Annotated in this window: 19 protein-coding genes; 4 read left to right on the forward strand and 15 right to left on the reverse strand. The window is 59.9% G+C overall.

Annotated elements, in window-relative coordinates; translation table 11 throughout:
* Positions 1 to 37: 37 nt before the first annotated feature.
* The 15 genes from AC07V8_RS24235 to gyrA all read right to left on the reverse strand — a co-directional run bounded on the left by AC07V8_RS24235 (position 38) and on the right by gyrA (position 20,019).
* The gene (locus AC07V8_RS24235) at positions 38 to 367 is read right to left on the reverse strand and encodes a ComEA family DNA-binding protein (protein ID WP_494680812.1); all 330 of its coding nucleotides are present in this window, start codon (positions 365 to 367) and stop codon (positions 38 to 40) included.
* 136 nt (positions 368 to 503) lie between these two features.
* Entirely contained in the window at positions 504 to 1,445 is a 942-nt protein-coding gene (gene rfaE1, locus AC07V8_RS24240) for a D-glycero-beta-D-manno-heptose-7-phosphate kinase (protein ID WP_494680811.1), read from the reverse strand.
* 4 nt (positions 1,446 to 1,449) lie between these two features.
* Entirely contained in the window at positions 1,450 to 2,832 is a 1,383-nt protein-coding gene (locus AC07V8_RS24245) for a UDP-glucose dehydrogenase family protein (protein WP_494680810.1), read from the reverse strand.
* 49 nt (positions 2,833 to 2,881) lie between these two features.
* Positions 2,882 to 4,057 (reverse strand): lipopolysaccharide assembly protein LapB, encoded by a 1,176-nt coding sequence (lapB, locus tag AC07V8_RS24250; RefSeq protein ID WP_098494046.1) that lies wholly within the window; start codon positions 4,055 to 4,057, stop codon positions 2,882 to 2,884.
* A gap of 115 nt (positions 4,058 to 4,172) precedes the next feature.
* Entirely contained in the window at positions 4,173 to 4,487 is a 315-nt protein-coding gene (locus AC07V8_RS24255) for a LapA family protein (RefSeq protein WP_211443554.1), read from the reverse strand.
* Between the two features lie 437 nt (positions 4,488 to 4,924).
* Positions 4,925 to 5,230, reverse strand: coding sequence for an integration host factor subunit beta (locus AC07V8_RS24260; RefSeq protein WP_098494048.1), 306 nt, complete (start codon positions 5,228 to 5,230; stop codon positions 4,925 to 4,927).
* Between the two features lie 29 nt (positions 5,231 to 5,259).
* The gene (gene rpsA / locus AC07V8_RS24265; protein WP_061943781.1) at positions 5,260 to 6,981 is read right to left on the reverse strand and encodes a 30S ribosomal protein S1; all 1,722 of its coding nucleotides are present in this window, start codon (positions 6,979 to 6,981) and stop codon (positions 5,260 to 5,262) included.
* 238 nt (positions 6,982 to 7,219) lie between these two features.
* Positions 7,220 to 7,891, reverse strand: a complete 672-nt coding sequence (cmk, locus tag AC07V8_RS24270) for a (d)CMP kinase (protein WP_494680809.1) — start codon at positions 7,889 to 7,891, stop codon at positions 7,220 to 7,222.
* A 79-nt stretch (positions 7,892 to 7,970) separates the two neighbouring features.
* Positions 7,971 to 11,441, reverse strand: coding sequence for a DEAD/DEAH box helicase (locus AC07V8_RS24275; RefSeq protein ID WP_494680808.1), 3,471 nt, complete (start codon positions 11,439 to 11,441; stop codon positions 7,971 to 7,973).
* 14 nt (positions 11,442 to 11,455) lie between these two features.
* On the reverse strand, positions 11,456 to 12,796 hold the full coding sequence (gene aroA / locus AC07V8_RS24280; RefSeq protein WP_494680807.1) for a 3-phosphoshikimate 1-carboxyvinyltransferase: 1,341 nt from the start codon (positions 12,794 to 12,796) through the stop codon (positions 11,456 to 11,458).
* A complete protein-coding gene (locus AC07V8_RS24285; protein WP_494680806.1) occupies positions 12,796 to 13,695 on the reverse strand; it encodes a prephenate dehydrogenase in 900 nt (299 codons plus the stop codon). Before AC07V8_RS24285 ends, aroA begins: the two co-directional genes overlap by 1 nt.
* Positions 13,696 to 13,734: 39 nt before the next feature.
* A complete protein-coding gene (gene hisC / locus AC07V8_RS24290) occupies positions 13,735 to 14,841 on the reverse strand; it encodes a histidinol-phosphate transaminase (protein ID WP_494680805.1) in 1,107 nt (368 codons plus the stop codon).
* A gap of 88 nt (positions 14,842 to 14,929) precedes the next feature.
* Positions 14,930 to 16,003, reverse strand: coding sequence for a prephenate dehydratase (pheA, locus tag AC07V8_RS24295; RefSeq protein WP_494680804.1), 1,074 nt, complete (start codon positions 16,001 to 16,003; stop codon positions 14,930 to 14,932).
* Between the two features lie 92 nt (positions 16,004 to 16,095).
* Positions 16,096 to 17,202, reverse strand: a complete 1,107-nt coding sequence (gene serC, locus AC07V8_RS24300) for a 3-phosphoserine/phosphohydroxythreonine transaminase (protein WP_494680803.1) — start codon at positions 17,200 to 17,202, stop codon at positions 16,096 to 16,098.
* A gap of 150 nt (positions 17,203 to 17,352) precedes the next feature.
* Complete coding sequence (gene gyrA / locus AC07V8_RS24305; RefSeq protein ID WP_494680802.1) at positions 17,353 to 20,019, reverse strand: DNA gyrase subunit A; 2,667 nt, start codon at positions 20,017 to 20,019, stop codon at positions 17,353 to 17,355.
* Positions 20,020 to 20,284: 265 nt separating this feature from the next.
* On the opposite strand from gyrA, the gene AC07V8_RS24310 reads away from it, so the two are divergent.
* From AC07V8_RS24310 to AC07V8_RS24325, 4 genes are all read left to right on the forward strand, one after another.
* Entirely contained in the window at positions 20,285 to 20,959 is a 675-nt protein-coding gene (locus tag AC07V8_RS24310) for an OmpA family protein (RefSeq protein WP_494680801.1), read from the forward strand.
* Positions 20,960 to 21,244: 285 nt separating this feature from the next.
* The gene (ompA, locus tag AC07V8_RS24315) at positions 21,245 to 21,877 is read left to right on the forward strand and encodes an outer membrane protein OmpA (RefSeq protein WP_211443563.1); all 633 of its coding nucleotides are present in this window, start codon (positions 21,245 to 21,247) and stop codon (positions 21,875 to 21,877) included.
* 164 nt (positions 21,878 to 22,041) lie between these two features.
* Entirely contained in the window at positions 22,042 to 22,737 is a 696-nt protein-coding gene (ubiG, locus tag AC07V8_RS24320) for a bifunctional 2-polyprenyl-6-hydroxyphenol methylase/3-demethylubiquinol 3-O-methyltransferase UbiG (protein ID WP_494680800.1), read from the forward strand.
* A 105-nt stretch (positions 22,738 to 22,842) separates the two neighbouring features.
* Positions 22,843 to 23,505, forward strand: a complete 663-nt coding sequence (locus AC07V8_RS24325) for an HAD family hydrolase (protein ID WP_211443565.1) — start codon at positions 22,843 to 22,845, stop codon at positions 23,503 to 23,505.
* Positions 23,506 to 23,569 lie beyond the last annotated feature (64 nt).

Genomic DNA, 23,569 nt, shown 5'->3' on the forward strand with positions numbered 1-23,569 from the left:
GAACCAAACCTGGCCTTTGTTTTTTCGGCAAATCAGCCTACTTGGGCTTGGCCGTAGCCTTTGCAGCTGCTTTAGCCGGAGGCGCTGCCGCCGCCTCGCCCCTGGCCTTGCCGTTCACCTGCAAGCCGGCCTCCGACAACTTGACGGCCTTCTTCTCGCCTATGCCCTGCACCCGGCTTTCAAAGTCGCTCCAGCTCTTGAAATTGCCGCCCTTGGCGCGCTCGTCGACAATGCGTTTGGCGGTGCTCGCGCCTATGCCTTTGATGCTGTCCAGCGCGGCCAGGTCGCCTTTATTGACGTCGACCTGGGCAAAGCTGGCAGACGCCGTCAGCAGCATGCAAACTATCAGCAATAATTTCTTCAGCATTTGGTCTATCTCCCGTAGTTGTGGTGGTGACTGAAAATCAAGCAGACGCGAAAACGTCCAATGAATTATAGTCACGCGCAAACAACAAATTGACGTTTACACCACAAACGAGGAATTGCTTACTGCCTAACGGGCCTTAACCAAACAGCTCTTCACGGCTGACCGTGGCGGTGCCAAGCTTGCCGACCACGATGCCGCCCGCGCGATTTGCCAGCGCCACGGCGTCGCCGATCGGCAGTCCTGCCCCCAGCATCAGCGCCAGCGTCGCGATCACGGTATCGCCGGCGCCGGAGACGTCGTACACCTCGCGCGCCATGGCTGGGAAATGGCGGATTTCCTGGGCCGTGTACAAACTCATGCCTTCTTCCGAACGGGTCAGCAGCAAGGCTTCGAGCTGCAGCGACTCGCGCAGGTTTTGCGCCTTCACGGTCAACTCTTCTTCGTTCTTCCAGTTGCCGACGATGTGCTTCATCTCCGACTTGTTCGGCGTCAGCACGGTCGCGCCGGCATAGCGCGAAAAATCGTCGCCCTTGGGATCGACCAGGATGCACTTGCCGGCCTGCCTGGCGGCGGCGATCATTTCGGCGACGTTGACCAGGCTGCCTTTGGCGTAGTCGGACAGCACCACCACCGGATATTGCGGCAGCAAGGTATTGAAGCGGGTCAGCTTGTCGCGCAAGACGGCGTCGGTCGGGGCTTCTTCGAAATCGATGCGCAGCAGCTGCTGCTGGCGGCCGATCACGCGCAGCTTGATGATGGTGGAGATGGTCGGATCGCGGGTCAGGAAACTGACGACGCCCATTTCCTGCAGCATGCTGTCGACGGTGTCGCCGGCTTCGTCCTGTCCTATCACGCCCAGCAGGCCGGAGCTGCCGCCCAGCGTGACGATATTGCGCGCCACGTTGGCCGCGCCGCCCAGGCGCTCTTCGCGCTTTTCAACCCGGACGATAGGCACCGGCGCCTCGGGCGAGATGCGGCTGACCTCGCCGAACCAGTAACGGTCCAGCATGACGTCGCCGACCACCAGGATCTGCACATGGTCGAACGAAGCCGGCAGCTTATAGCTTTGCTTAGTCATGGTCTTATCCGCGCGCCAATACCGAACGGCCGATGCCGTAATATTCGAAACCTTGCTCGCCCATCACTTCAGGCTCGTACAAATTGCGGCCGTCGAATACGATCGGGGTCTTCAGCAGCGTTTTTACCTGGTCGAAGTCCGGGCTGCGGAAAGTCTTCCACTCCGTCACGATGACCAGCGCGTCGGCGTCCTGCAAGGCGTCGGTCTGGTTGTCGCAGAAACGGATGCGCTCAAAAGCGCCCGGCGTCGCCGCCAGATCCAGCGCCAATACCCGCTTGGCCTCGGTCATTGCCACCGGATCGTGCACCGCTACCGTGGCGCCGCGCGCAATCAGTTCGCTCAGCAGCACGCGCGACGAGGCTTCGCGCATGTCGTCGGTATTCGGCTTGAACGCCAGGCCCCACAGCGCGAAATGTTTGCCGCTCAGGTCCGCGCCGAAGCGTTCGCCGATCTTTTGTCCGAGCACGTGCTTCTGGTTGTTGTTGACCTGCTCCACCGCGCGCAGGATATGCAGCTCCTGGCCATAGGTGCGGGCGGTACGCTCCAGCGCCTGCACGTCCTTGGGGAAGCAGGAGCCGCCGTAGCCGCAGCCGGCGTACAGGAAGCTGTAGCCGATGCGCGGGTCGGAGCCGATGCCGTGGCGTACCGCTTCGATATCGGCGCCCACCTTGTCGGCCAGGTTGGCCAGTTCGTTCATGAACGAGATGCGGGTCGCCAGCATCGCGTTGGCGGCGTATTTGGTGAATTCTGCGGAGCGCACATCCATCCAGAAAGTGCGTTCGTGGTTGCGGTTGAACGGCAGGTACAGCTGCTTCATCAGCGCTTGCGCCTGCTGGCCGGCGGCGCTCTCGTCGCAGCCGATGACGATGCGGTCAGGCCGCATGAAGTCTTCCACCGCGGCGCCTTCTTTCAGGAATTCCGGATTCGAGACCACTGAAAACTGGATCCCATCGCCAGCCGGCTTGCGCGCGTCCAGCTCTTCCTGGATCGCCGCGCTGACGCGGTCGGCAGTACCCACCGGCACGGTCGATTTGTCGACGATCACCTTGAATCCGGTCATGTGCTTGCCGATGTTGCGGGCCGCAGCCAGCACATATTGCAAGTCGGCCGAACCGTCTTCATCCGGCGGCGTGCCGACGGCGATGAACTGCACCTGGCCATGCGCCACGCTGGCGGCGACGTCGGTGGAGAAATGCAGGCGGCCGGCGGCGCGGTTGCGGCTGACGATTTCAGCCAGGCCAGGCTCATGGATAGGAATGCCGCCGCCATTCAGCATGGCGATCTTGGCCTGATCGAGGTCGAGGCAGAAAACATCGTTGCCCAGCTCGGCCAGGCAAGCGCCTGTGACCAAGCCGACATAACCGGTACCGATAATAGTAATTTTCATGTTATTCCGTGAATGCGCTGCCCGCCGGAACCAGGGCGGGCCAGCGGGATTAATTCATTACGTTCAATTCTTCCGTACGACGCGGCGGGTAGGTTTCCCAGCGGCTGCAGCCCGGGCATTGCCAGTAGAACTGGCGCGCCTTGAAGCCGCAGTGGCTGCATTGGTAACGCGCCAGCTTCTGGGTATAACCGTGCACCAGATTCTTGACTACCGACAGTTCGGTATGCATTTCCGGCGTTATTTTCATCAAGCGCGCTTCCAGCAGCTTATCCAGTCCCAGCAAGGTCGGTGTACGCCGCAGCTCATCGCTCACCAGCTGATTGGTGGCGTCCACCCCATCCAGTTCCAGCACGGCCTTGAACACCACTTCCAGCAAATCGATGGAAGAAGCTTCCGCCAGGTAGGAACGCAGCAGGCTGACGCCTTCGTGCGGCCGGCCGACTGCGCGATAGCCATCCATCAGGCGCTGCGCTACCAGCGCCACGTGCAGCACGCTTTGCTGCTCAACCCGGCGCCAGACATGCAAGGCGCCCTCGACGTCGCCTTGCGCCAGGTGCACATCGCCCAGCAGCATGGTGGCGCGCACGCTGTTGCGGTCGTTGCTGAGGGCCTGGTCCAGCAAGGACTTGGCTTGCTCGGGGTGGCCGTCGACCAGTTCGTCCTGCGCCAGCTCGCAATAAAACTGCGCGATTTCCTTTTGCCTGCCACCGGCGCCGGACTGCTGCAAAGTCTGGGCCGCCTCGATGGCGCGCAGCCATTCCTTTTCACGCTGGTAGATTTCCAGCAGCGCACGGCCGGCTTGCGCGCCGTATTGGCTGCCGGCCAGCAAATGGAAGCTTTCTTCAGCGCGGTCCAGCAGGCCGGCTTTCAGGTAATCCTGTCCCAGTTCATACTGGGCGTGCAGGCGATGTTCCTGCGCCAGGTCGGGACGCGCCAGCAGGTTCTGGTGGACCCGGATCGCGCGCTCGGTTTCGCCGCGGCGGCGGAACAGATTGCCGAGCGCGAAATGCAGCTCGGCGGTTTCCGGATCGAGCTTGACGATTTCGATGAAGGCGTCGATGGCCTTGTCAGGCTGCTCGTTGAGCAGGAAATTCAAGCCCTTGAAATAACCGCGGGGCAAACTGCGTGACTCGGATATCAGCTGATTGATATCGACCCGTGCGGCAATCCAGCCCAGTCCAAAAAAGACCGGGATGCCGAGTAACCACCAAATTTCAAATTCCATACGGGTGTGCTTTATGCGTGACCTGGATTCTGTGTGAACCCAGGTGTGAAGATGCCGGCAAATCGCGTGCGCCGCTACGACGGCAGCGGCGCACGCGATTTGATACTTAGCGGCATTATATATTCTTGATGCTGTCCGGTTGCGGTGCTTGCGACTCTGCCAGCCGTTGTGCTTCTTGTTCCTTCTGCATGGTGGTCAGGGCTTTTTTGCTTTTTGTGGCATTGCGGCGGTGACGGAATACCGATGGCGCCATCGCCAGCACGCCCAGGATCGCGCCGAACACAAAGAAACCCAGCAGGAACAGCACCAGCGGTCCTTGCATGGTGGTGCCGGGAAAGAACTGGAGATTGACGCTATCTTTGTTCTGCAGCGCGAATCCGAAAAATACGACAAAGAGCAGGATCGAAAGAATTCTGGAAATGATTTTCATGATGCCTTTCCGTGTGATTGGGTAATGGTGGCTGATGAGTTAGTCCGATTTGCAGCTGACCGGCTTTGCCATTGTCATTTTTGCAAATTCTCACCTAATACACAAACAATATAACTTTAAATGATGCGAAATTATAGGGCCTGTCCCATCCGATTTGGGAGATGCGTTCAAGCCAAAATGCGTGGTGGCAAGCCATGCAACGCGGCCAGCACGCATTTTGGCTTGAACCCTCCGGGAACGGCTGCAGGCGTCGCATGCCTGTGTTGCGCCTCCTTGCCGTAGCACCGCTACGTCGCGTCGCCGCGCCTGGGCCTGCAACGCCTGCCGCGCGTTCGCACTCCCAAATCGGATGGGACAGGCCTTACGTGAAAAAAAACGGCATCCGAAGATGCCGTTTCGATTTTGCTCGTACAAGCTGCTTGTACAAAACTGATAACTCAGTCTTCCCGGATCGGTTGCCCGACCATCGCATCGACGCGTTCGCGCAGCTCCTTGCCAGGCTTGAAATGCGGCACCCGTTTTTCGGGCACCATCACTTTGTCGCCGGACTTGGGATTGCGCCCGATCCGCGGTGGCCGCCGATTCAGCGCAAAACTGCCGAATCCGCGGATCTCGATGCGCTGGCCGGTTGCCAAGGCATCCGCCATTGCATCGAGTATGGTTTTCACCGCGTAATCCGCATCCTTGGCTACCAGTTGCGGATAACGTTCGGCCAAGCGGGCAATCAGCTCCGACTTTGTCATTAGCTTGACTCGCTTACTTTAGTTATTGCTTAGTTCTTGCTGTTATCGAGCTTGGCCTTCAACAGAGCGCCCAGGCTGGTCGTGCCGGAAGCTGCATTGGAGTCCGAAGCCGAGGACAGCTTTTGCATTGCTTCTTGCGTTTCAACATTGTCTTTCGCCTTGATCGACAGCTGGATGCTGCGAGCCTTGCGGTCGATGTTGATGACCATGGTTTCGACTGTATCGCCGACCTTCAGGTGCGTACCGGCATCTTCCACGCGATCGCGGGAGATTTCGGAAGCGCGCAGGTAGCCTTCGACTTCGTCCGACAACTGGATCACTGCGCCCTTAGGCTCGACCGACTTGACGGTACCGGAAACCAGTGCGCCCTTGTCGTTCATTGCAGCGAAGTTGTTGAATGGATCGCCTTCCAGTTGCTTGACGCCCAGGGAAACGCGCTCACGCTCAACGTCGATTGCCAGAACGATGGCTTCCAGCTCGTCACCCTTCTTGAAGCGACGAACGGCTTCTTCGCCGGTTTCAGTCCAGGACAGATCCGACAGATGCACCAGACCGTCAATGTTGCCGGCCAGGCCGATGAACACGCCGAAGTCGGTGATCGATTTGATCGCGCCCTTGACCTTGTCGCCCTTCTTGTGGGTAACAGCGAAGTCGTCCCAAGGATTAGCCTTGCACTGCTTCATGCCCAGGCTGATACGGCGGCGGTCTTCGTCGATTTCCAGAACCATGACTTCAACTTCGTCGCCCAGTTGGACAACCTTGTTTGGCGCCACGTTCTTGTTGGTCCAATCCATTTCGGAAACGTGGACCAGGCCTTCGATACCTTGTTCGACTTCAACGAATGCGCCGTAGTCGGTGAGGTTGGTGACTTTACCGAACAGACGAGTGCTTTGCGGGTAACGACGCGACAGACCGGTCCAAGGATCGTCGCCCAGTTGCTTGACGCCCAGGGAAACGCGATTCTTTTCTTGATCGTACTTCAGAACCTTGGCAGTGATCTCTTGACCGACTGTCAGCACTTCCGACGGGTGACGCACACGACGCCATGCCAGATCAGTGATGTGCAGCAGGCCGTCGATGCCGCCCAGGTCCACGAATGCGCCATAGTCGGTGATGTTCTTGACGACGCCGGTCACGATGGTGCCTTCTTTCAGGGTTTCCATCAGCTTCTGGCGCTCTTCGCCCATCGACGCTTCGATAACCGCGCGACGCGACAGCACGACGTTGTTACGCTTGCGATCGAGCTTGATGACCTTGAACTCCATGGTCTTGCCTTCGAACGGCGTTGTGTCCTTGACCGGACGGGTGTCGACCAGCGAACCCGGCAGGAAGGCACGGATGCCGTTGGTCAGAACGGTCAGGCCGCCCTTGACCTTGCCATTGACAGTACCGGTAACGATCTCGCCGGACTCCATCGCTTTTTCCAGCGAGAGCCACGATGCCAGACGCTTGGCCTTGTCGCGCGACAGGATGGTGTCGCCGAAACCGTTTTCCAGCGATTCGATAGCGACGGAGATGAAATCGCCGACAGCTACTTCGAGTTCGCCGTTGTCATTTTTAAATTCTTCAATTGGAATGAAGGCTTCTGACTTGAGGCCAGCGTTGACGATAACGAAGTTATGGTCAAGGCGCACGACTTCAGCAGAAATCACTTCACCAGAACGCATGTCTTGACGTGACAGCGATTCTTCAAACAGCGCGGCAAATTCATCGGCGCCGGCAGATGCGGGGGACAGAACAGTGATGGACATAGTTTTGACTAGTTGACAGTATTGCCGCCCTATCTCTGCAAAATACTTGGGTAACCGGTTACAGCGGCGGTTACAACAGCACTTGCTAAGACGCGGTCAATATTGGGTTAGGTTTTTCAACGTCCGGCCAGACTTTGCGTCAGACCGGACACCAAGGTACTGCAAAAAAACAACAAATTTTGTTACTGCTTGCTGCTAGAAACGCTGAGTTACTGCTCATTTACAACTTATTTCCCGTTCAGATCGGCTTGGCAGCGGCATGCCAGCTGAGTATCTGTTCGACCGCCTGATCGGCAGTCATTGCAGAAGTATCCAGCAGATACGCCCCTGGCGCGGCCTTTAACGGTGCCGAGCTGCGGTTGCTATCGCGCGCATCACGCTCCGTCAAATCCTTTGAGAGGTCTTCCATATTAGCAGAAAAACCCTTGTCAATCAATTGCTTATAGCGTCGTTGAGCCCTCGCTTCAACACTCGCGGTCAAAAACACCTTGAGGGCGGCATGGGGGAATATCACGGTGCCCATGTCGCGGCCGTCGGCCACCAGCCCTGGATGTTGCCGGAAACTCAACTGCAGGCCGTACAGAGCCTGGCGCACTGTTGGTATTGCAGCAATTTTGGAAGCCATGTTGCCGACTTCTTCCGCCCTGATGTCATTCGTGACGTCTTCATTCGCCAGGAAAATATGGGCGCCGTTGAAATGGCAATGCAAGTGCTCGGCCGCCTTGGCCAGCGCATGCTCGTCATCCAGCGGAGTATTGCGCCGCAGGACCGACAAGGCCGTCAGGCGATACAGCGCGCCGGAATCGAGATAGTGGAAACCCAGATGCTGCGCAACCTTTTGCGCGACAGTGCCTTTGCCGGATGCCGTGGGGCCATCAATGGTGATGACGGGGATAGGGGAATTAGGCATAGGAATACTCGGTTGTTATTGTTGAATTGATACAGTTAGTTGATACAGTTAGTTATTTTTTGACCCGTTCGAAAACATCTCACTCAGCCAGCGGCGCAAAAATTGCCTGCAGATCGTCCTGGGTCAGGCCGACGTTCTGGGCTTCATCCCCTTGCGGCGACAACATGGCTTGCGCCAGGTCGGCCTTCTTTTGCTGCAGCAGCTGGATGCTCTCTTCCACCGTCCCCTTGGCGATCAGCTTGTAGACGAATACCGGCTTGTCCTGGCCGATGCGCCAGGCGCGGTCGGTGGCCTGGCTTTCGGCGGCCGGATTCCACCACGGATCGTAATGGATCACGGTGTCGGCCGCGGTCAGGTTGAGGCCGACGCCGCCAGCCTTCAGACTGATCAGGAACACCGGCACTTCGCCCTCCTGAAACTGGCGCACCGGCTCGACCCGGTCCTGGGTGGCGCCGGTCAGCAGCGCATAGCCGATATCGCGCTGGCGCAATTCGGCGGCGATCAGCGCCAGCATACTGGTAAATTGCGAAAAGACCAGGATCCGCCGGTCTTCCTGGCGCAGTTCCTCTACCATCTCCAGCAGCTCTAGCAGCTTGGCGGAGGGCATTTCGGCCTGCGCTGCCTCGGCCTCGGGCTGGTCGGTCTTGAGCAGACGCGGATCGCAGCAAGCCTGGCGCAACTTCAGCAGCGCTTCCAGGATCACGATATGGCTGCGCGCCACGCCCTTCTTGGCGATTTCCTCGCGCACCTTCTTGTCCATCGCCAGGCGCACATTTTCGTAGAGATCGCGTTGCGCCCCGCTCAAGGTCACGCTGCGCAGCATCTCGGTTTTCGGCGGCAGCTCTTTGGCCACCTTGTCCTTGGTCCGGCGCAGCAGGAAGGGCTTGATGCGCCGGCTCAGCAAGGCCCGGCGCGTGGCGTCGCCCTGCTTTTCGATAGGCTGGCGGAAGTCGCGGTTAAAAGTCTTTTCATCGCCCAGCAAACCCGGCAGCAGGAAATGAAACTGCGCCCACAGTTCGCCCAGATGGTTTTCCACAGGCGTGCCGCTGAGGCACAGCCGATGCCGCGCATTCAGCAAAGCCGCGCTTTGCGCCACCTTGGAACGCGGGTTCTTGATGTAATGGGCTTCGTCCAGGATCAGCAGATGGAAGACGTGCTCGCGCCAGCGCTCTTCATCGCGCGGCAGCAAGGCATAGGTGGTCAGCACCAGATCGAATCCGGCGATTTGCTCGAACTGTTCCAGGCGCTGCTTGCCCTGCAACACCAGCACGCGCAGATCGGGCGCAAAGCGCGCGGCTTCCTGCAGCCAGTTATCCATCAGGCTGGTCGGCGCAATCACCAGCGCCGGCGCGGTCAGGCGGCCGCTTTGCTTTTCGATCAGGATATGCGCCAGGGTCTGGACGGTCTTGCCCAGGCCCATGTCGTCGGCCAGGATGCCGGCCAAGTCGTATTCGCGCAGGAACTGCATCCACGCCAATCCTTGCAGCTGGTAATCGCGCAAGGTGGCTTGCAGGCCGGGCGGCGCCGACACCTGCTTGATGCCGCCGAAAGTCAGCAGCTTCTGCCCCATGCTGCGCAGCCGCTCGCCGCCCACCCAGCGCAGCTGGTTGCCGACATCCAGCTCGGCCAGGCGCGCCGCATCGAGCGCCGACAAGCGCACCGGGCCTTCCGATTTTTCAGTGAAATACAGTTCGCCCAGGGTATTCAGGATGGGCTTGATGCGGCCCCAGGGCATGGCGACATGCACACCGTCGCTCAGGCGCACCAGCAGTTCGTCCTGGTCGTCGCGCAGCGCCATGGCGCGCGGATCGAAATCCTGCGGCGCGTGACGTATCAAATCCACCAGCAGCGGCAGCAGCGATACCCGCTGTTGGTTGACCACGATGCCCATCTGCAGGTCGAAGGAAGCGCCGGCGCTGCCTGCCGTCTCATCCGCCTCGGCAATCTCGGCATACCAGTCTTCCACTTCGGCCACATCGAAACGATATTCGGCACGCTTCTCGATCTGCCAGCCCTGCGCGATCAGCTGCGGCAATCCCTCTTTCGCAAAGCGCAGCCAGGCTGACTGGTCCGGCAGCATGAACATGCCGGGCATCATGGCTAGCGGATGTTGGGTCCCTTCCAGGGCGTGCATGCCGAACCCCAGCAGGGTTTGCTGCAAGGCGTTCTCAGCGGCCTGGTCGCGCATGATCTGTTCGATCCCGGCCGGCGTGTTGCGGCTCAGCGCCACGGCAAACTGGGCCGAGACGATCGCGCCGTCATAACGGAAATGCAGTTCGGCGAAATCCTGCATCGATGGATTGCTGACACTGGGGAGATTGCCCAGCACCAGCAAGGGCTGCGGCGCAATGTCGCGGCGCACGGTTTGGATCACCTGCGGCGGGAAGGGAATCACATCGTTCAAACCCTGTGTCAGCAATTGCTGGGCAACCGCCAGGCTATCGTCAGGGTCGAGCATCGGCGCCTGGATCACCAGGTCGTTGAGCGCCTTGCTGGAAATCCGGGTATCGCGCTGCGACAGCAGCAGCTCGCCGCAGGACAGATTGTCGATATACCAGGGCGGCTCGGTCGGCAACATGTAGTCGAGGCTCTTGCGCATAGATGCCGGCCCGCTCGCAGCTTCCGCTTCAAATTGCCAGCCCAGCTGCCACAGATCGGAGCCATCGCGGCCATCGTCCAGCGCTTCATGCCAGGTCAGGCTGGCGCGGCGCGGCGCCGCCAGTTGCAATGGATAGGCGGTACCCTTCGCCAGGTCAGGCAGGGAATTGGCCCACAGCAAACGCTGTTGCTGCAGCAGCGCGCGCAACAGCTGCGCGCCGAGTTTCCCGCTTAGTTCACAGGCGGCATGCTGGGCGTGATTGCCATCGTTCTGGGCGACAAACAGACCGATCAGATCGCGATCTTCGGGGCGCAGGAACACGGCCGGATCGGCCAACAGGCGCGGCACGTCCGTGACCGGCTGCGCGGACTGGAACTGGCCGTTGGGCCGCGGCTGCGCCTTGCACAGGTGCAGCACCGCCTTCTTGCCGTTGTAGGCAGCGGACAGCACGAAAACCACCTGGTGGGTGGCGACTTTCTGGCGCAAGCCGGCATGCTGCGGAGGCGCGGCAACGGCGCCGGCGATTTCGCCCTGGACCCGGGTCAGCCAGGCTTCCATGGTCCGCGCCAGAGCAGGCGGCGGACTTGCTTTGGCAACGACCGGCTTGGGCGTGGCGACGGCGGGCGACGCAGGCAGTGCAGGCAACACAGGCGCAAGCGCCAGCTGATTGGCGGAAGGGCGCTGCAGATATTCGATCAAGGCCGCTGCCACATGCTTGCAGTTGGAGCCGACCGGACAGGAACAGACGCTGTCGATGTCCGGCGCGTCGCGGAACATCGACAGCGTGATTTCCTGCTGATAGACGTTGCTGCCGCTGCCCTGGACCGTGGCGTTGAGGACGTCGCCGTCCTGTTCCAGCGCAAGCACGCGGCGCTGGCGCACGTATTCCTGGCCGCGATCGTAGGTTACCTGGCGAAACAGGTCGCGCACATCGGCAAGTGTCAGATTCATGCGCGACCTGTCATTTACAATAATTTCTGCTCGGCGATTTGCGCGAACACGGTGAAATAATCCGGGAAGGTCTTGGCGACGCATTGCGGATCGTTGATGCGCACAGCGGTGCCGCGGCGCGCCGCGCCGTCCAGCGAAGCCAGCGAAAAACACATCGCCATGCGATGGTCGTCATAGGTGTCGATAGCGGCCGGCTGCAGCTGCGCCGGCGGCGTCACCCGCAGATAGTCGCTGCCCTCTTCGATGGTGGCGCCCAGTTTGCGCAGCTCGGTCGCCATGGCGCTCAGGCGGTCGGTTTCCTTGACGCGCCAGCTGGCGATATTGCGCAAGGTGCTGGTGCCTTCGGCGTACAGCGCTGCGATCGCAATCGTCATGGCGGCATCGGGGATATGGTTGAAATCGGCATCGATGGCTTTCAGTGCGCCGTTGGATGAGACTTCGATCCAGTTGTCGCCCATCGTGATGCTGGCGCCCATCTGTTCCAACGCTTCGACAAAACGGACGTCGCCCTGGATGCTGTCCTTGCCGACGCCTTCGACCCGCAACGGGCCGCCGGCAATCGCGCCGGCCGCCAGGAAATAGGAAGCGGTCGAGGCATCGCCTTCGACGTGGATGGTTTCCGGGCTTTGATACTGTGCGCCGGCAGCCACCGTAAACGCCTGCCAGCCGTCGCGCGCCACGGTGACGCCGAAACGCTGCATCAGGTTCAGGGTGATTTCAATGTAGGGCTTGGAAATGAGTTCGCCGATCACTTCTATCGTCACCGCCTCATGCTTCGCCATCAGCGGCGCCGCCATCAGCAACGCGGTCAGGAACTGGCTGGAAACATTGCCGCGCACCTGGATGCGCTGGCTATGCAGCTGGCCGCGCTGGATATGCAAGGGCGGGAAGCCGGCCACGCCGGTGTACGCAATCCGCGTGCCGACTGCATTCAGCGCATCGACCAGGTCGCCGATAGGCCGCTCGTGCATGCGCGCCACGCCGTGCACCGTGTAGTCGCCGCCCATGGCTGCCAGCGCCGCCGTCAACGGACGGATCGCGGTGCCGGCATTGCCCATGAACAGATCGGCCTGATGCACCGGAAAGGCGCCGCCGCAGCCGTGCACGGTATAGGTCTGCGTGCCTTCCGCCTGCTCCCAGGCGACACCCAGCTTTTTGAGCGCCGTCAGCATCACCAGCGTATCGTCCGAGGCCAGCAAATCGTGGATCTGCGTGGCGCCGCTAGCCAGCGCGGCCAGCAGCAAAGTGCGGTTGGAAATGCTTTTCGAACCCGGCAGCCGCACCGTACCCTGCACTTTTGCCACAGGATGCAAATCCAGGTACTCGGGATAACTTTGTTTGCGTTGGATACTCATTAATCGCCACCTTCCTTGTTCTGTTGTTCCGCAGCCTCGATGGCGCTGATCCAGTTGTGTCTTGCCTGCTGCGCGTTGCTGTAGATCGCTTCCAGCGCCGGGCCGTCGCCGGCTGCCAGCAAGGCGCGCATACGGCCCAGCTGCGTCATGTAGGCATCCAGCTCGCCCAGCAAGGCGCTTTGGTTGGCCAATGAAATATCGCGCCACATTTCCGGCGACGAGCCGGCGATGCGGGTGAAATCGCGAAAGCCGCTGGCCGCGTATTGAAACAGCGACGCCGCATGCGGCTTGTTGGCGATGTCGTCCACCAGCGCATACGCCAGCACGTGCGGCAAATGGCTGACCGCGGCAAATACGGCATCGTGCTGCTGCGCCGACAGTTGATGGATCAAGGCGCCGCACTGCTGCCAGGCAGCGGCGACCCTGGCCACGTCCGCAGCCGAATTTTCCGGCAGCGGCGCCAGCACTACTTTCTTGCCGACATACAGTTCCGCCAGCGCGGCTTCCGGGCCGTTCTGTTCGCGGCCGGCAATCGGATGGCCAGGCACGAACTGGCCGATCTTGCCGCCCAGTGCGGCGCGCGCCGCCAACGCCACGTCAGACTTGGTGCTGCCGGCGTCGGTGACGATGGTGCCAGCTTGCAGATGCGGCGCGATGTTGGCCAGAATGGCGCCGGTCTGCGCCACTGGCGCGGCGATCAGGACCAGGTCAGCGTCGCTCACTGCGTCCGCGACATCGCTGGCGATCTGGTCGATGATGCCCAGTTCCTTGGCGCGCTGCAAAGTCGTGAGATGGCGGCCGACGCCGACGATCCGCTCTGCCGCACCGGCCTTTTTCAAAGCCAGGGCAAACGATCCGCCGATCAGTCCGACACCGAAAATTGCGATTTTCTTGAACACAAGCGTTGCTTCAATAAAGATTGATCAGGACCCTGCCGATCAGGCCAGCAGTTTCTTCAATGCGTCGATGAACGCCGCGTTCTCTTGCGGCAGGCCGATGGTGACGCGCAACCACTGCGGCAAGCCGTAGTTGGCAACCGGGCGCACGATGATGCCCTGCTTCAGCAACGCCAGGTTGACGCGCGCGCCGGCGCCTTCGTCAGCGCCGACCTTGACCATCACGAAGTTGCCGAACGACGGCACATATTCCAGGCCCAGCTCATCGAAGGTTTGCGTCAGCTGACGGTAGCCGTCGCGATTCAGCTGCGCGCTACGCTGCAGAAACTCGGTATCGTTCAAGGCCGCCACGGCCGCAGCCTGGGCCAGCGAATTGACATTGAACGGCTGGCGGATGCGGTTCAGCAAATCGGTGATCAGCGGTTGCGCGATGCCGAAGCCGATGCGCAGGCCGGCCAGGCCATAGGCCTTGGACATGGTGCGCGACACCAGCAGGTTCGGATATTTGCGCACCCAGGCGATCGACTCGTATTGCAATTCGGGCGGCAGGTATTCGTTATAAGCCTCGTCCAGCACCACCACGATCTGCGCCGGCACACGCGCCAGGAATGCTTCCAGCTCGGCGGCCGGAATGAAGCTGCCGGTAGGGTTATTCGGATTGGCGATGAAGATCAGCTTGGTGTCGGCGGTGATCGCATTGGCCATCGCCTCCAGGTCATGGCCATAATCCTTGGCCTTGACCACGATGGCGCGGGCGCCGACCGCCTGCGTCGCCAGCGCATACACGACGAAAGAATATTCGGCGTACATGGCAGCTTGTCCGGCCTGAACGAAAGCATGGGTCGCCAGCTCCAGGATGTCGTTGCTGCCATTGCCGAGCGTAATCCACTCTGCCGGCACGTCGTATTTGGCGGTGATTGCGGCTTTCAGGTCAAAGCCGTTGGCGTCCGGATAGCGGCCGATGTCGGCCACTGCCTTTTGCATGGCCAGGCGCGCCGACTCCGGCATGCCCAGCGGGTTTTCATTGGAGGCCAGCTTGATGATCTTGGCTTCGTCCAGGCCGAATTCGCGCGCCACTTCGGCAATCGGCTTGCCGCCCTGATACGGGGCGATAGCGCGTACATACTCTGGACCAAATTGAATTGACATTGTCTGCTTTCAGGACGAAATATTGAACGAGATAATTAGGTAAATGCGTTAAATCAATGAGCTGAACAAGTGCGCGTCCAAGCGCCGCTTAAAAGCTGCGCGGATACGACCCCAGTAGCTTGTAGAACGCCGCGTTCTGCTGCAGTTCGTCCAGCGCCTTGGCCACCTTCTCGTCTGCTGCATGGCCCTCGACGTCGACATAGAAATAGTATTCCCATGCGCCCATGCGTGCCGGCCGCGACTCAAAACGGGTCATCGAAACGCCATGCTTGGCGAGCGGCGCCAGCAGCTTGTAGACGGCGCCGGCCTTGTTCGCCACCGACAGCACCAGCGAAGTCTGGTCCTTGCCGCTGGCGCCGTTCTGCAGGCGGCCCACCACGGCGAAACGGGTGCGGTTGTGCGGATCGTCCTGGATATTCGCGCTGACGATCTGCAAATCGTATTTTTGCGCAGCCATCTCGCCGGCGATCGCCGCCACGGCTTCATTTTCGCTGGCCATGCGCGCCGCTTCGGCGTTCGATGCCACCGCCTGCCGTTCGATATTCGGGTAGTGCTGGTTGAGCCAGGCATTGCATTGCGCCAGCGCTTGCGAGTGGGCGCAAATGCGGGCGATGCCGGCCATCGTGCCTTCCTTGGTCATCAGGCTGTGATGCACCGGAATCGACACTTCGCCGCTGATGTTGAGCGTGGTTTGCAGCAGCAGGTCGAGGGTGCGGTTGATCACGCCTTCCGAGGAATTCTCGATAGGCGCCACGCCGAAGTCGGCGGTGCCGGCTTCCGTCGTGCGGAACACTTCGTCGATCGAGACGCACGGCAGGCCTTCCACCGCGTGGCCGAACTGCTGATACACCGCCTGTTCGCTGAAGGTGCCGGCCGGGCCCAGATAAGCTACCGTCACGCGCTTTTCCAGCGCGCGGCAAGCCGACATCACTTCGCGGAAAATGGTCTGCACGTCGCCGCCTTGCAGCGGTCCGGGATTGCGTTCGGCAACCTTGAGCAAGACCTGCGCCTCGCGTTCAGGACGGAACACCGGGGCATTGGTTTCAGCCTTGACGTGGCCGACCTCTTGCGCGATTTTCGCGCGGCGGTTCAGCAAGGCCAGGATTTCGGCGTCAATCGCGTCGATCTGCTGACGCAAGGGTAGGAGTTTATCTTCGCTCATGTTTGTTTCTATCTCTGGTTCTACTACCGGGTCCGGCATACATCGGCAACCGCTTGCCGAAAAAGCGCGCGCAAGGTGACACATTCGGCACGCTAGCCGCGCCGCTTTTCAAATTCCTGCAAATACGCCACCAGCGCCTGCACGCCTTCGAAAGGCATGGCGTTATAGATCGAAGCCCGCATGCCGCCTACCGATTTATGGCCCTTCAGCTGCAGCAAACCCTGCTCCTTGGCGCCGCTCAGGAAGGATTCGTTGAGCGTTTCATCGGCCAGGAAGAAAGGCGCGTTCATGCGCGAGCGGCAGCTGCTGGCGATCTTGGTCCGGTAGAAATCGGTGGAATCCAGGTAATCGTACAGCAGTGCCGCCTTGGCGATATTGCGCTGTTCCATCGCGGCGACGCCGCCCTGTCGCTTGAGCCACTGGAACACCAGCCCGGCGATGTAGATCGCATAGGTTGGCGGCGTGTTGTACATCGAATCGTTGTCGGCGACGATTTTCCAGTTGAAGGCGGATGGGCAGGCCGGCAAGGCATGGCCGAGCAAATCCTCGCGCACCAGCACCAGGGTCAGGCCGGCCGGGCCGATGTTCTTTTGCGCGCCGCCATAGATCACGCCGTATTTGGAAACGTCCACCACGCGCGACAGGATGTGCGAGGACATGTCGGCCACCAGCGGCGCGTTATTGGTTTCAGTTGCGATATCAGGCGTGAAATGATATTCAACGCCGTCGATGGTCTCATTGGTGCAGATATGGACGTAGGCCGGATCTTTGGACAGCTGCCAGCTATCGCGCTCGGGGATGCGCGCGAAATGGCTGTCTTCGGAAGAAGCGGCGACATTGACGTTGCCGTAGCGGCGCGCTTCTTTCAGCGACTTGGTCGACCAGGAACCGGTATTGATGTAATCGCTGGTGGCCGGCTGGGCGCGACCGCCGCGGCCCAACAGGTTGAGCGGAACAATCGCGTTCTCGGCAATCGCGCCGCCCTGCATGAAGAGCAGCTTGTAATTGTCCGGCACCGCGAACAATTCGCGGAAATCGTGCTGCGCGGCGGTCAGGATGGACATGAATTCCTTGCCGCGATGACTCATCTCCATCACCGACATGCCGCTGCCCTGCCAGTCCAGCATTTCAGCAGCAGCTTGCTGCAGCACCTCTTTCGGCAACACGGCAGGACCAGCAGAAAAATTATAGATAGGCATGATGAATGTCGTCAGATAAAGAACCGGGATTGCAGAGACTACGTAGAAAACTTTGGCCCAACAGATGGCGTTACTGTGTTGTTGCGATGTTGCTGGTCAAGCCCCAAACAATGCGCGGCCCAGGCTGGCTGGACCGCGCTGCCTGCGTTATTACTCTGGCGCTGCCTCGGAAGCATCGCCTGCTGCCGTGCTGCCGGCGTCGCCTTCGGCACTGGCTTCCACTTCAGCGTCGACCTCGGCGTCGGATTCGACCACGCGCTGCAAACCGCTCAGCTTGGTGCCGTCTTCCACCGCGATCAGCGTGACGCCCTGGGTAGCACGGCCCATTTCGCGGATTTCCGCGACGCGGGTGCGTATCAGGACGCCGCCGGTAGTGATCAGGATGATTTCATCGCTTGGTTCCACCAGCGTTGCCGCCACCACCTTGCCGTTGCGCTCGCTGGTCTGGATCGCGATCATGCCCTTGGTGCCGCGGCCGTGGCGCGTGTACTCGGTGATCGGAGTACGTTTGCCGAAGCCGTTTTCAGTCGCGGTCAACACCGATTGCTGTTCGTTTTCGGCGACCAGCAGTGCGATGACTTGCTGTCCTTCTTCCAGGTTCATGCCGCGCACGCCGCGCGCGGTGCGGCCCATCGGACGCACATCGTTTTCGTCGAAGCGCACTGCCTTGCCGGAATCGGAGAACAGCATGACGTCATGCTGGCCGTCGGTCAGCGCGGCGCCGATCAGGAAGTCGCCCTCATCCAAGTCGACCGCGATGATGCCGGCCTTGCGCGGATTGCTGAAATCCGACAACGGCGTCTTCTTGACGGTGCCCAGGCTGGTCGACATGAAGACATAGCGGTCTTCAGGGAAGCTGCGGTTGGCGCCGGACAATGGCAGCACCACCGTGATCTTCTCGCCATCCTGCAACGGGAACATATTGACGATAGGCTTGCCGCGCGAGTTGCGCGAACCTTGCGGCACTTCCCAGATCTTCAGCCAGTACAGACGGCCGCGATTGCTGAAACAGAGGATGTAGTCGTGGGTATTGCCGACGAACAGCTGGTCGATCCAGTCGTCTTCCTTGGTCGCCATCGCTTGCTTGCCACGGCCGCCACGTTTTTGCGCACGGTATTCGGAGACCGGCTGCGCTTTCATGTAGCCGGTGTGCGACAAGGTCACTACCATGTCTTGCGGCGTGATCAGGTCTTCCGTGCCGAGATCGGTAGGATTGTGCTCGATCTGCGAACGGCGCTCATCCTTGTTGCCGATGCCGTATTCGTTCTTGGCGGCGGTCATCTCGTCGGTGATGATGACGGTGACGCGCTCCGGCTTGGCCAGGATATCCAGCAAATCGGCGATCTGCGCCATCACGTCTTTGTACTCGTTGACGATCTTGTCTTGCTCCAGGCCGGTCAGGCGCTGCAGACGCATCTGCAGGATTTCCTGCGCCTGGTCGTCCGACAGGCGATACATGCCGTCAGCTTGAATGCCGTAATGCTTCGGCAGGTTTTCCGGACGGAAGGCTTCGACGCCGCCGAGGTTTTCCTCGCCGGTGCGGGCCAGCATTTCGCGCACCATGGACGAATCCCAGGCGCGCGCCATCAGTTCGGATTTCGCCACCGGCGGCGTCGGCGCCGCCTTGATCAGGGCGATGAAATCGTCGATGTTCGCCAGCGCCACCGCCAGGCCTTCCAGCACGTGGCCGCGTTCGCGCGCCTTGCGCAGTTCGAACACGGTACGGCGCGTCACCACTTCGCGGCGATGCGACAGGAAGCATTCCAGCATCTGCTTCAGGTTCAGCAGTTTTGGCTGGCCGTCGACCAGGGCCACCATGTTCATGCCGAAGGTGTCCTGCAGCTGCGTTTGCTTGTACAGATTGTTAAGCACAACCTCGGCCACTTCGCCGCGCTTGAGCTCGATCACCACGCGCATGCCGGATTTATCCGACTCGTCGCGCAGATCGGAAATGCCCTCCAGCTTCTTGTCGCGCACCAGTTCGGCGATACGCTCCAGCAAGGCCTTCTTGTTTACCTGGTATGGCAATTCATCAATGATGATCGCCGTGCGGCCTTCCCGTCCGAATTCTTCGAAGTGGGTCTTGGCGCGCATCACCACGCGGCCGCGGCCGGTGCGGTAACCGTCGCGCACGCCGGAGACGCCGTAGATGATGCCGGCGGTCGGGAAATCCGGCGCCGGGATGATTTCGATCAGCTCGTCGATGGTGCAATCGGCGTTGCGCAGCACATGCAGCGCGCCGTCGATCACTTCGGTCAGGTTGTGCGGCGGAATGTTGGTCGCCATGCCCACCGCGATCCCGGAGGAACCGTTGATCAGCAGGTTAGGAATGCGGGTCGGCAATACCGACGGCTCTTTTTCCTTGCCGTCGTAGTTCGGCACGAAGTCGACGGTTTCCTTGTCCAGGTCGGCCAGCAATTCGCCGGCGATCTTGTCCAGGCGGCACTCGGTGTAACGCATCGCCGCCGCGCCGTCGCCGTCGATCGAACCGAAGTTGCCTTGGCCGTCGACCAGCATGTAGCGCAGCGAGAACGGTTGCGCCATGCGCACCAGCGTGTCGTAGATCGAAGCGTCGCCATGCGGGTGATATTTACCCATGGTCTCACCGACCACGCGCGCGCATTTCACGAACGGGCGATTCCAGACGTTGTTCATTTCGTGCATCGCGAACAAGACCCGGCGGTGCACCGGCTTGAGGCCGTCGCGCACATCCGGCAGCGCACGGCCTACGATCACGCTCATGGCGTAATCGAGGTAGCTCTTGCGCATTTCTTCTTCGAGGGAAATCGGGATTGTTTCTTTAGCGAATTGATCCATTTAGCGAGTCGGCCAATCTTTACTTGGGTTGATCAATATAGAACCAACATTCCGGAGCGATCTGCCAGTTGCTGGCGAAATACGGCTTGAAACGCAGGTACAACCGCGTGATTTTAGCACGCGGAAGAGGCAGTTCTGGCTTTTCAGGCAAGGCGTTGCAGGCCGAAAACCTGCTGGCCCGAAAAAATATGTTTAAATGCCGCCTTGCCCGGCTTTTGGGGGATTGCCTTATACGCCCCTCGCCATTTCTATCAGGAAATAATTTATGCTTCATACCATTGCGCTGAGCCTATTGCTAGGTTCGGCTTGCGGCTTTGCGGCCCACTCCAGCCTGGCCCAGACTACCGATATCCAGGCCGCCCCCGAAAAAAGCGCTTATCTGCAAGACGGCCGCGGCCCGGTGGTGCGTAGCCAGGATGGCTTGTGCTGGCGCTCGGGTTATTGGGATGCCAACGATGCCGTCGCCGGCTGCGATGGCGAACTGGTGTCGCCGGTGATGAAAACCATCGCGCCGGCGCTGGCAGCAGCCCCCGCAATTGCCAGTGAGCAATCTGTGGCGCCGGCTGTGGTCGCTCAATGTGAGTTCACTTTGGCCAGCGATAGCATTTTCAGCTTTGGAAAAACAATCCTGAGCAAGGCCGCCAAGCAAGAAATTGATAAAAACACCATAGCAAAACTGGTCAATTGCGGCGGCGCCAAGGTCATCCTGGTGACCGGCTACACCGATCACCTTGGAACAGACACATATAACAGGAAGTTATCGACGCAACGCGCCGCCAGCGTCGCCAGTTATCTGAAAAGCAAAGGCGTAAGCAACAGGATAGAGACAAAAGGCGCCGGCGCGGCCGAACCGATAGTGACATGCAGCAACAAACTGAGCCTCAAGAAACGCATCGCCTGCCTCAGCCCGAACCGCAGGGTAGTGATAAAAATACAATAAATTTAAAATAAAATAGATACTTTGCTTGCGTCGATGTAATATGTCGCCCGTGGTGATGTTTTCATAATGTTACGTTGTATGAAAACAACGAAGCAGGCAAAACGTGTGCTGGATCATTTGGCATCCTTCGCTAGCGCTTGCTGCCTGTGGCAGAATGATGGTCAAGTTCATTGCGTATGGTCAATCCCACACGTAACGGCCTGAACCACGTGGTACTATCCAATTTTTGATGTCGTATATTAGTTGCGCAGTTAATCTGCGGATATCTCAACCGAGAGGAGAAACATGAATAAATTAGCAAAACTCGTCTTCGCTGCGTCCGCAGTCGTCGCACTCTCTGCCTCTGCGCAGGAAATCAAAGATATCCAGGCGGCTACTCCTAACAGCGCCTACGTGCAAGATGCACGCGGTGTTATCGCACGTGACCCGTACGGTCTGTGCTGGCACACCGGCTACTGGACACCAGCTGACTCGGTTCCAGGCTGCGACGGCGAAATCGCTCAAGCTGCACCAGCTCCAGTTGCACCAGCACCAGCTCCAGTTGCACCAGCACCAGCTCCAGTATCGCAAAAGGTGACTTTCGCTGCTGATGCATTCTTCGACTTCGACAAAGCTGTCCTGAAGCCAGAAGGCAAAGCCAAGCTGGACGACCTGACATCGAAACTGGGCGCAATCAACCTGGAAGTTATCATCGCTGTTGGTCACACTGACTCGGTCGGTTCCGTTGCTTACAACCAGAAGCTGTCGGTTCGCCGCGCTGAAGCTGTCAAGGCATACCTGGTACACAAGGGTATCGAATCCAACCGTGTTTACACCGAAGGTAAAGGCAAGTCGCAACCAGTCGCTGACAACAAGACTGCTGCTGGCCGCGCTAAGAACCGTCGCGTTGAAATCGAAGTTGTTGGTACAAGCAAGTAATTGCCACCAGCAAACAGTCGATTCAGACTCGATCAAAACCCCGCCTCGGCGGGGTTTTTTTTCGTATAAAACATGTCGTAGGGTGAGCATCCGTGCCCGCTCTACGACATGTTTTTAATCGGACAACAAACCGCAACGCCCGACTTCCAGCTATGATTCAACCTATGAACGCAGACCCATCAGAACTCAAGAAATTCAGCGACCTGGCCCACCGTTGGTGGGATCCTGAGTCGGAATTCCGTCCGTTGCATAAAATCAACCCGCTGCGCCTGGAATGGATCAATTCGCGCGTCTCGCTGGCTGGCAAGAAGGTGCTGGATATCGGTTGCGGCGGCGGCATCCTGGCCGAGTCGATGGCGCGCAAAGGCGCGACCGTCACCGGCATCGACCTGTCCGACAAGGCATTGAAGGTAGCCGACCTGCATAGCCTGGAATCGGGCATCCAGGTCCGTTACGAAAAGATTGCCGCAGAAGACATGGCCAGCCGCGAAGCCGGACAGTTCGATGTGGTGACCTGCATGGAGATGCTGGAACACGTCCCAGATCCGGCCTCCATCGTGCGCGCCTGCGCGGCGCTGGTGAAACCGGGCGGGCAGGTGTTTTTCTCGACCCTTAACCGCAATCCGAAGGCCTACCTGCAAGCGGTGCTGGCGGCCGAATACCTGTTGCGCATGCTGCCTAAAGGCACGCACGATTACGCCAAGTTCATCATGCCTGCCGAACTGGCGCAGTTTGCCCGCAACGCCGGCCTGAGCGTCGATGTCATGCGCGGCATGAGCTATAACCCGCTGACGCTGATCTATTCGCTCAACCAGGACACCAGCGTCAATTATCTGATGGCGTGCACCAGGCACGCCTGAACCGGTCATTCTGCAATCCAGCCCTGACCGGCGTGGCTATATAGTGCTTGCATAGTGCATGCGCTGTAAGCCATCTGCCATTTTCACGCACTCTAGGAACCGATCATGCCCCTGCCAATCCCGCGCGCCATCCTGTTTGACCTTGACGGCACGCTTGCCGACACCGCACCGGATCTGGCAGGGGCGCTCAACCGCCTGCGCAATGACCGCGGCTTGAGCAGCACGCCTTACGAACAATTGCGTCCGCATACTTCGGCCGGCGCGCGCGGCATGATAGGCGCGGCCTTCGGTTTGAAGCCTGGCGATCCGGATTATGAGGAATTGCGCGTTGGCTTCCTGGCTCACTACGCGGCCGCGCTGGCGGTCGACAGCACCCTGTTCGACGGCATTCCGGCGCTCTTGAAAGAACTGCGCCAGCGCCAGCTGGGCTGGGGCGTGGTGACCAACAAGGCGGCCGTATTCACCGATCCGCTGGTCGCCCAGATCGGCCTGGCAGATGCCGACTGCGTCATTTCCGGCGACACCACCGCGCATTCGAAACCGCATCCTGAACCATTGCTGGAAGCCGCGCGGCGCCTCAATCTTCAGCCGCAGGAATGCTGGTATGTCGGCGACGATCTACGCGATATCCAGGCCGGCCGCGCCGCCGGCATGGCCACCGTCGCCGCCGCCTGGGGTTATTGCGGCGAGAGCGAACCGGGCAGCTGGCAAGCCGACGCCCTGATCGATACGCCGCTGCAATTGCTGGCGTTGCTGCCACAGCAGTAACTTTTTTGCGACAACCCGGTCATACGCCTGCGCAGGCAAATGACCGGCGCTGGATCGACTGCAT

Source organism: Collimonas sp. GW821-FHT02H07, from assembly GCF_059421505.1.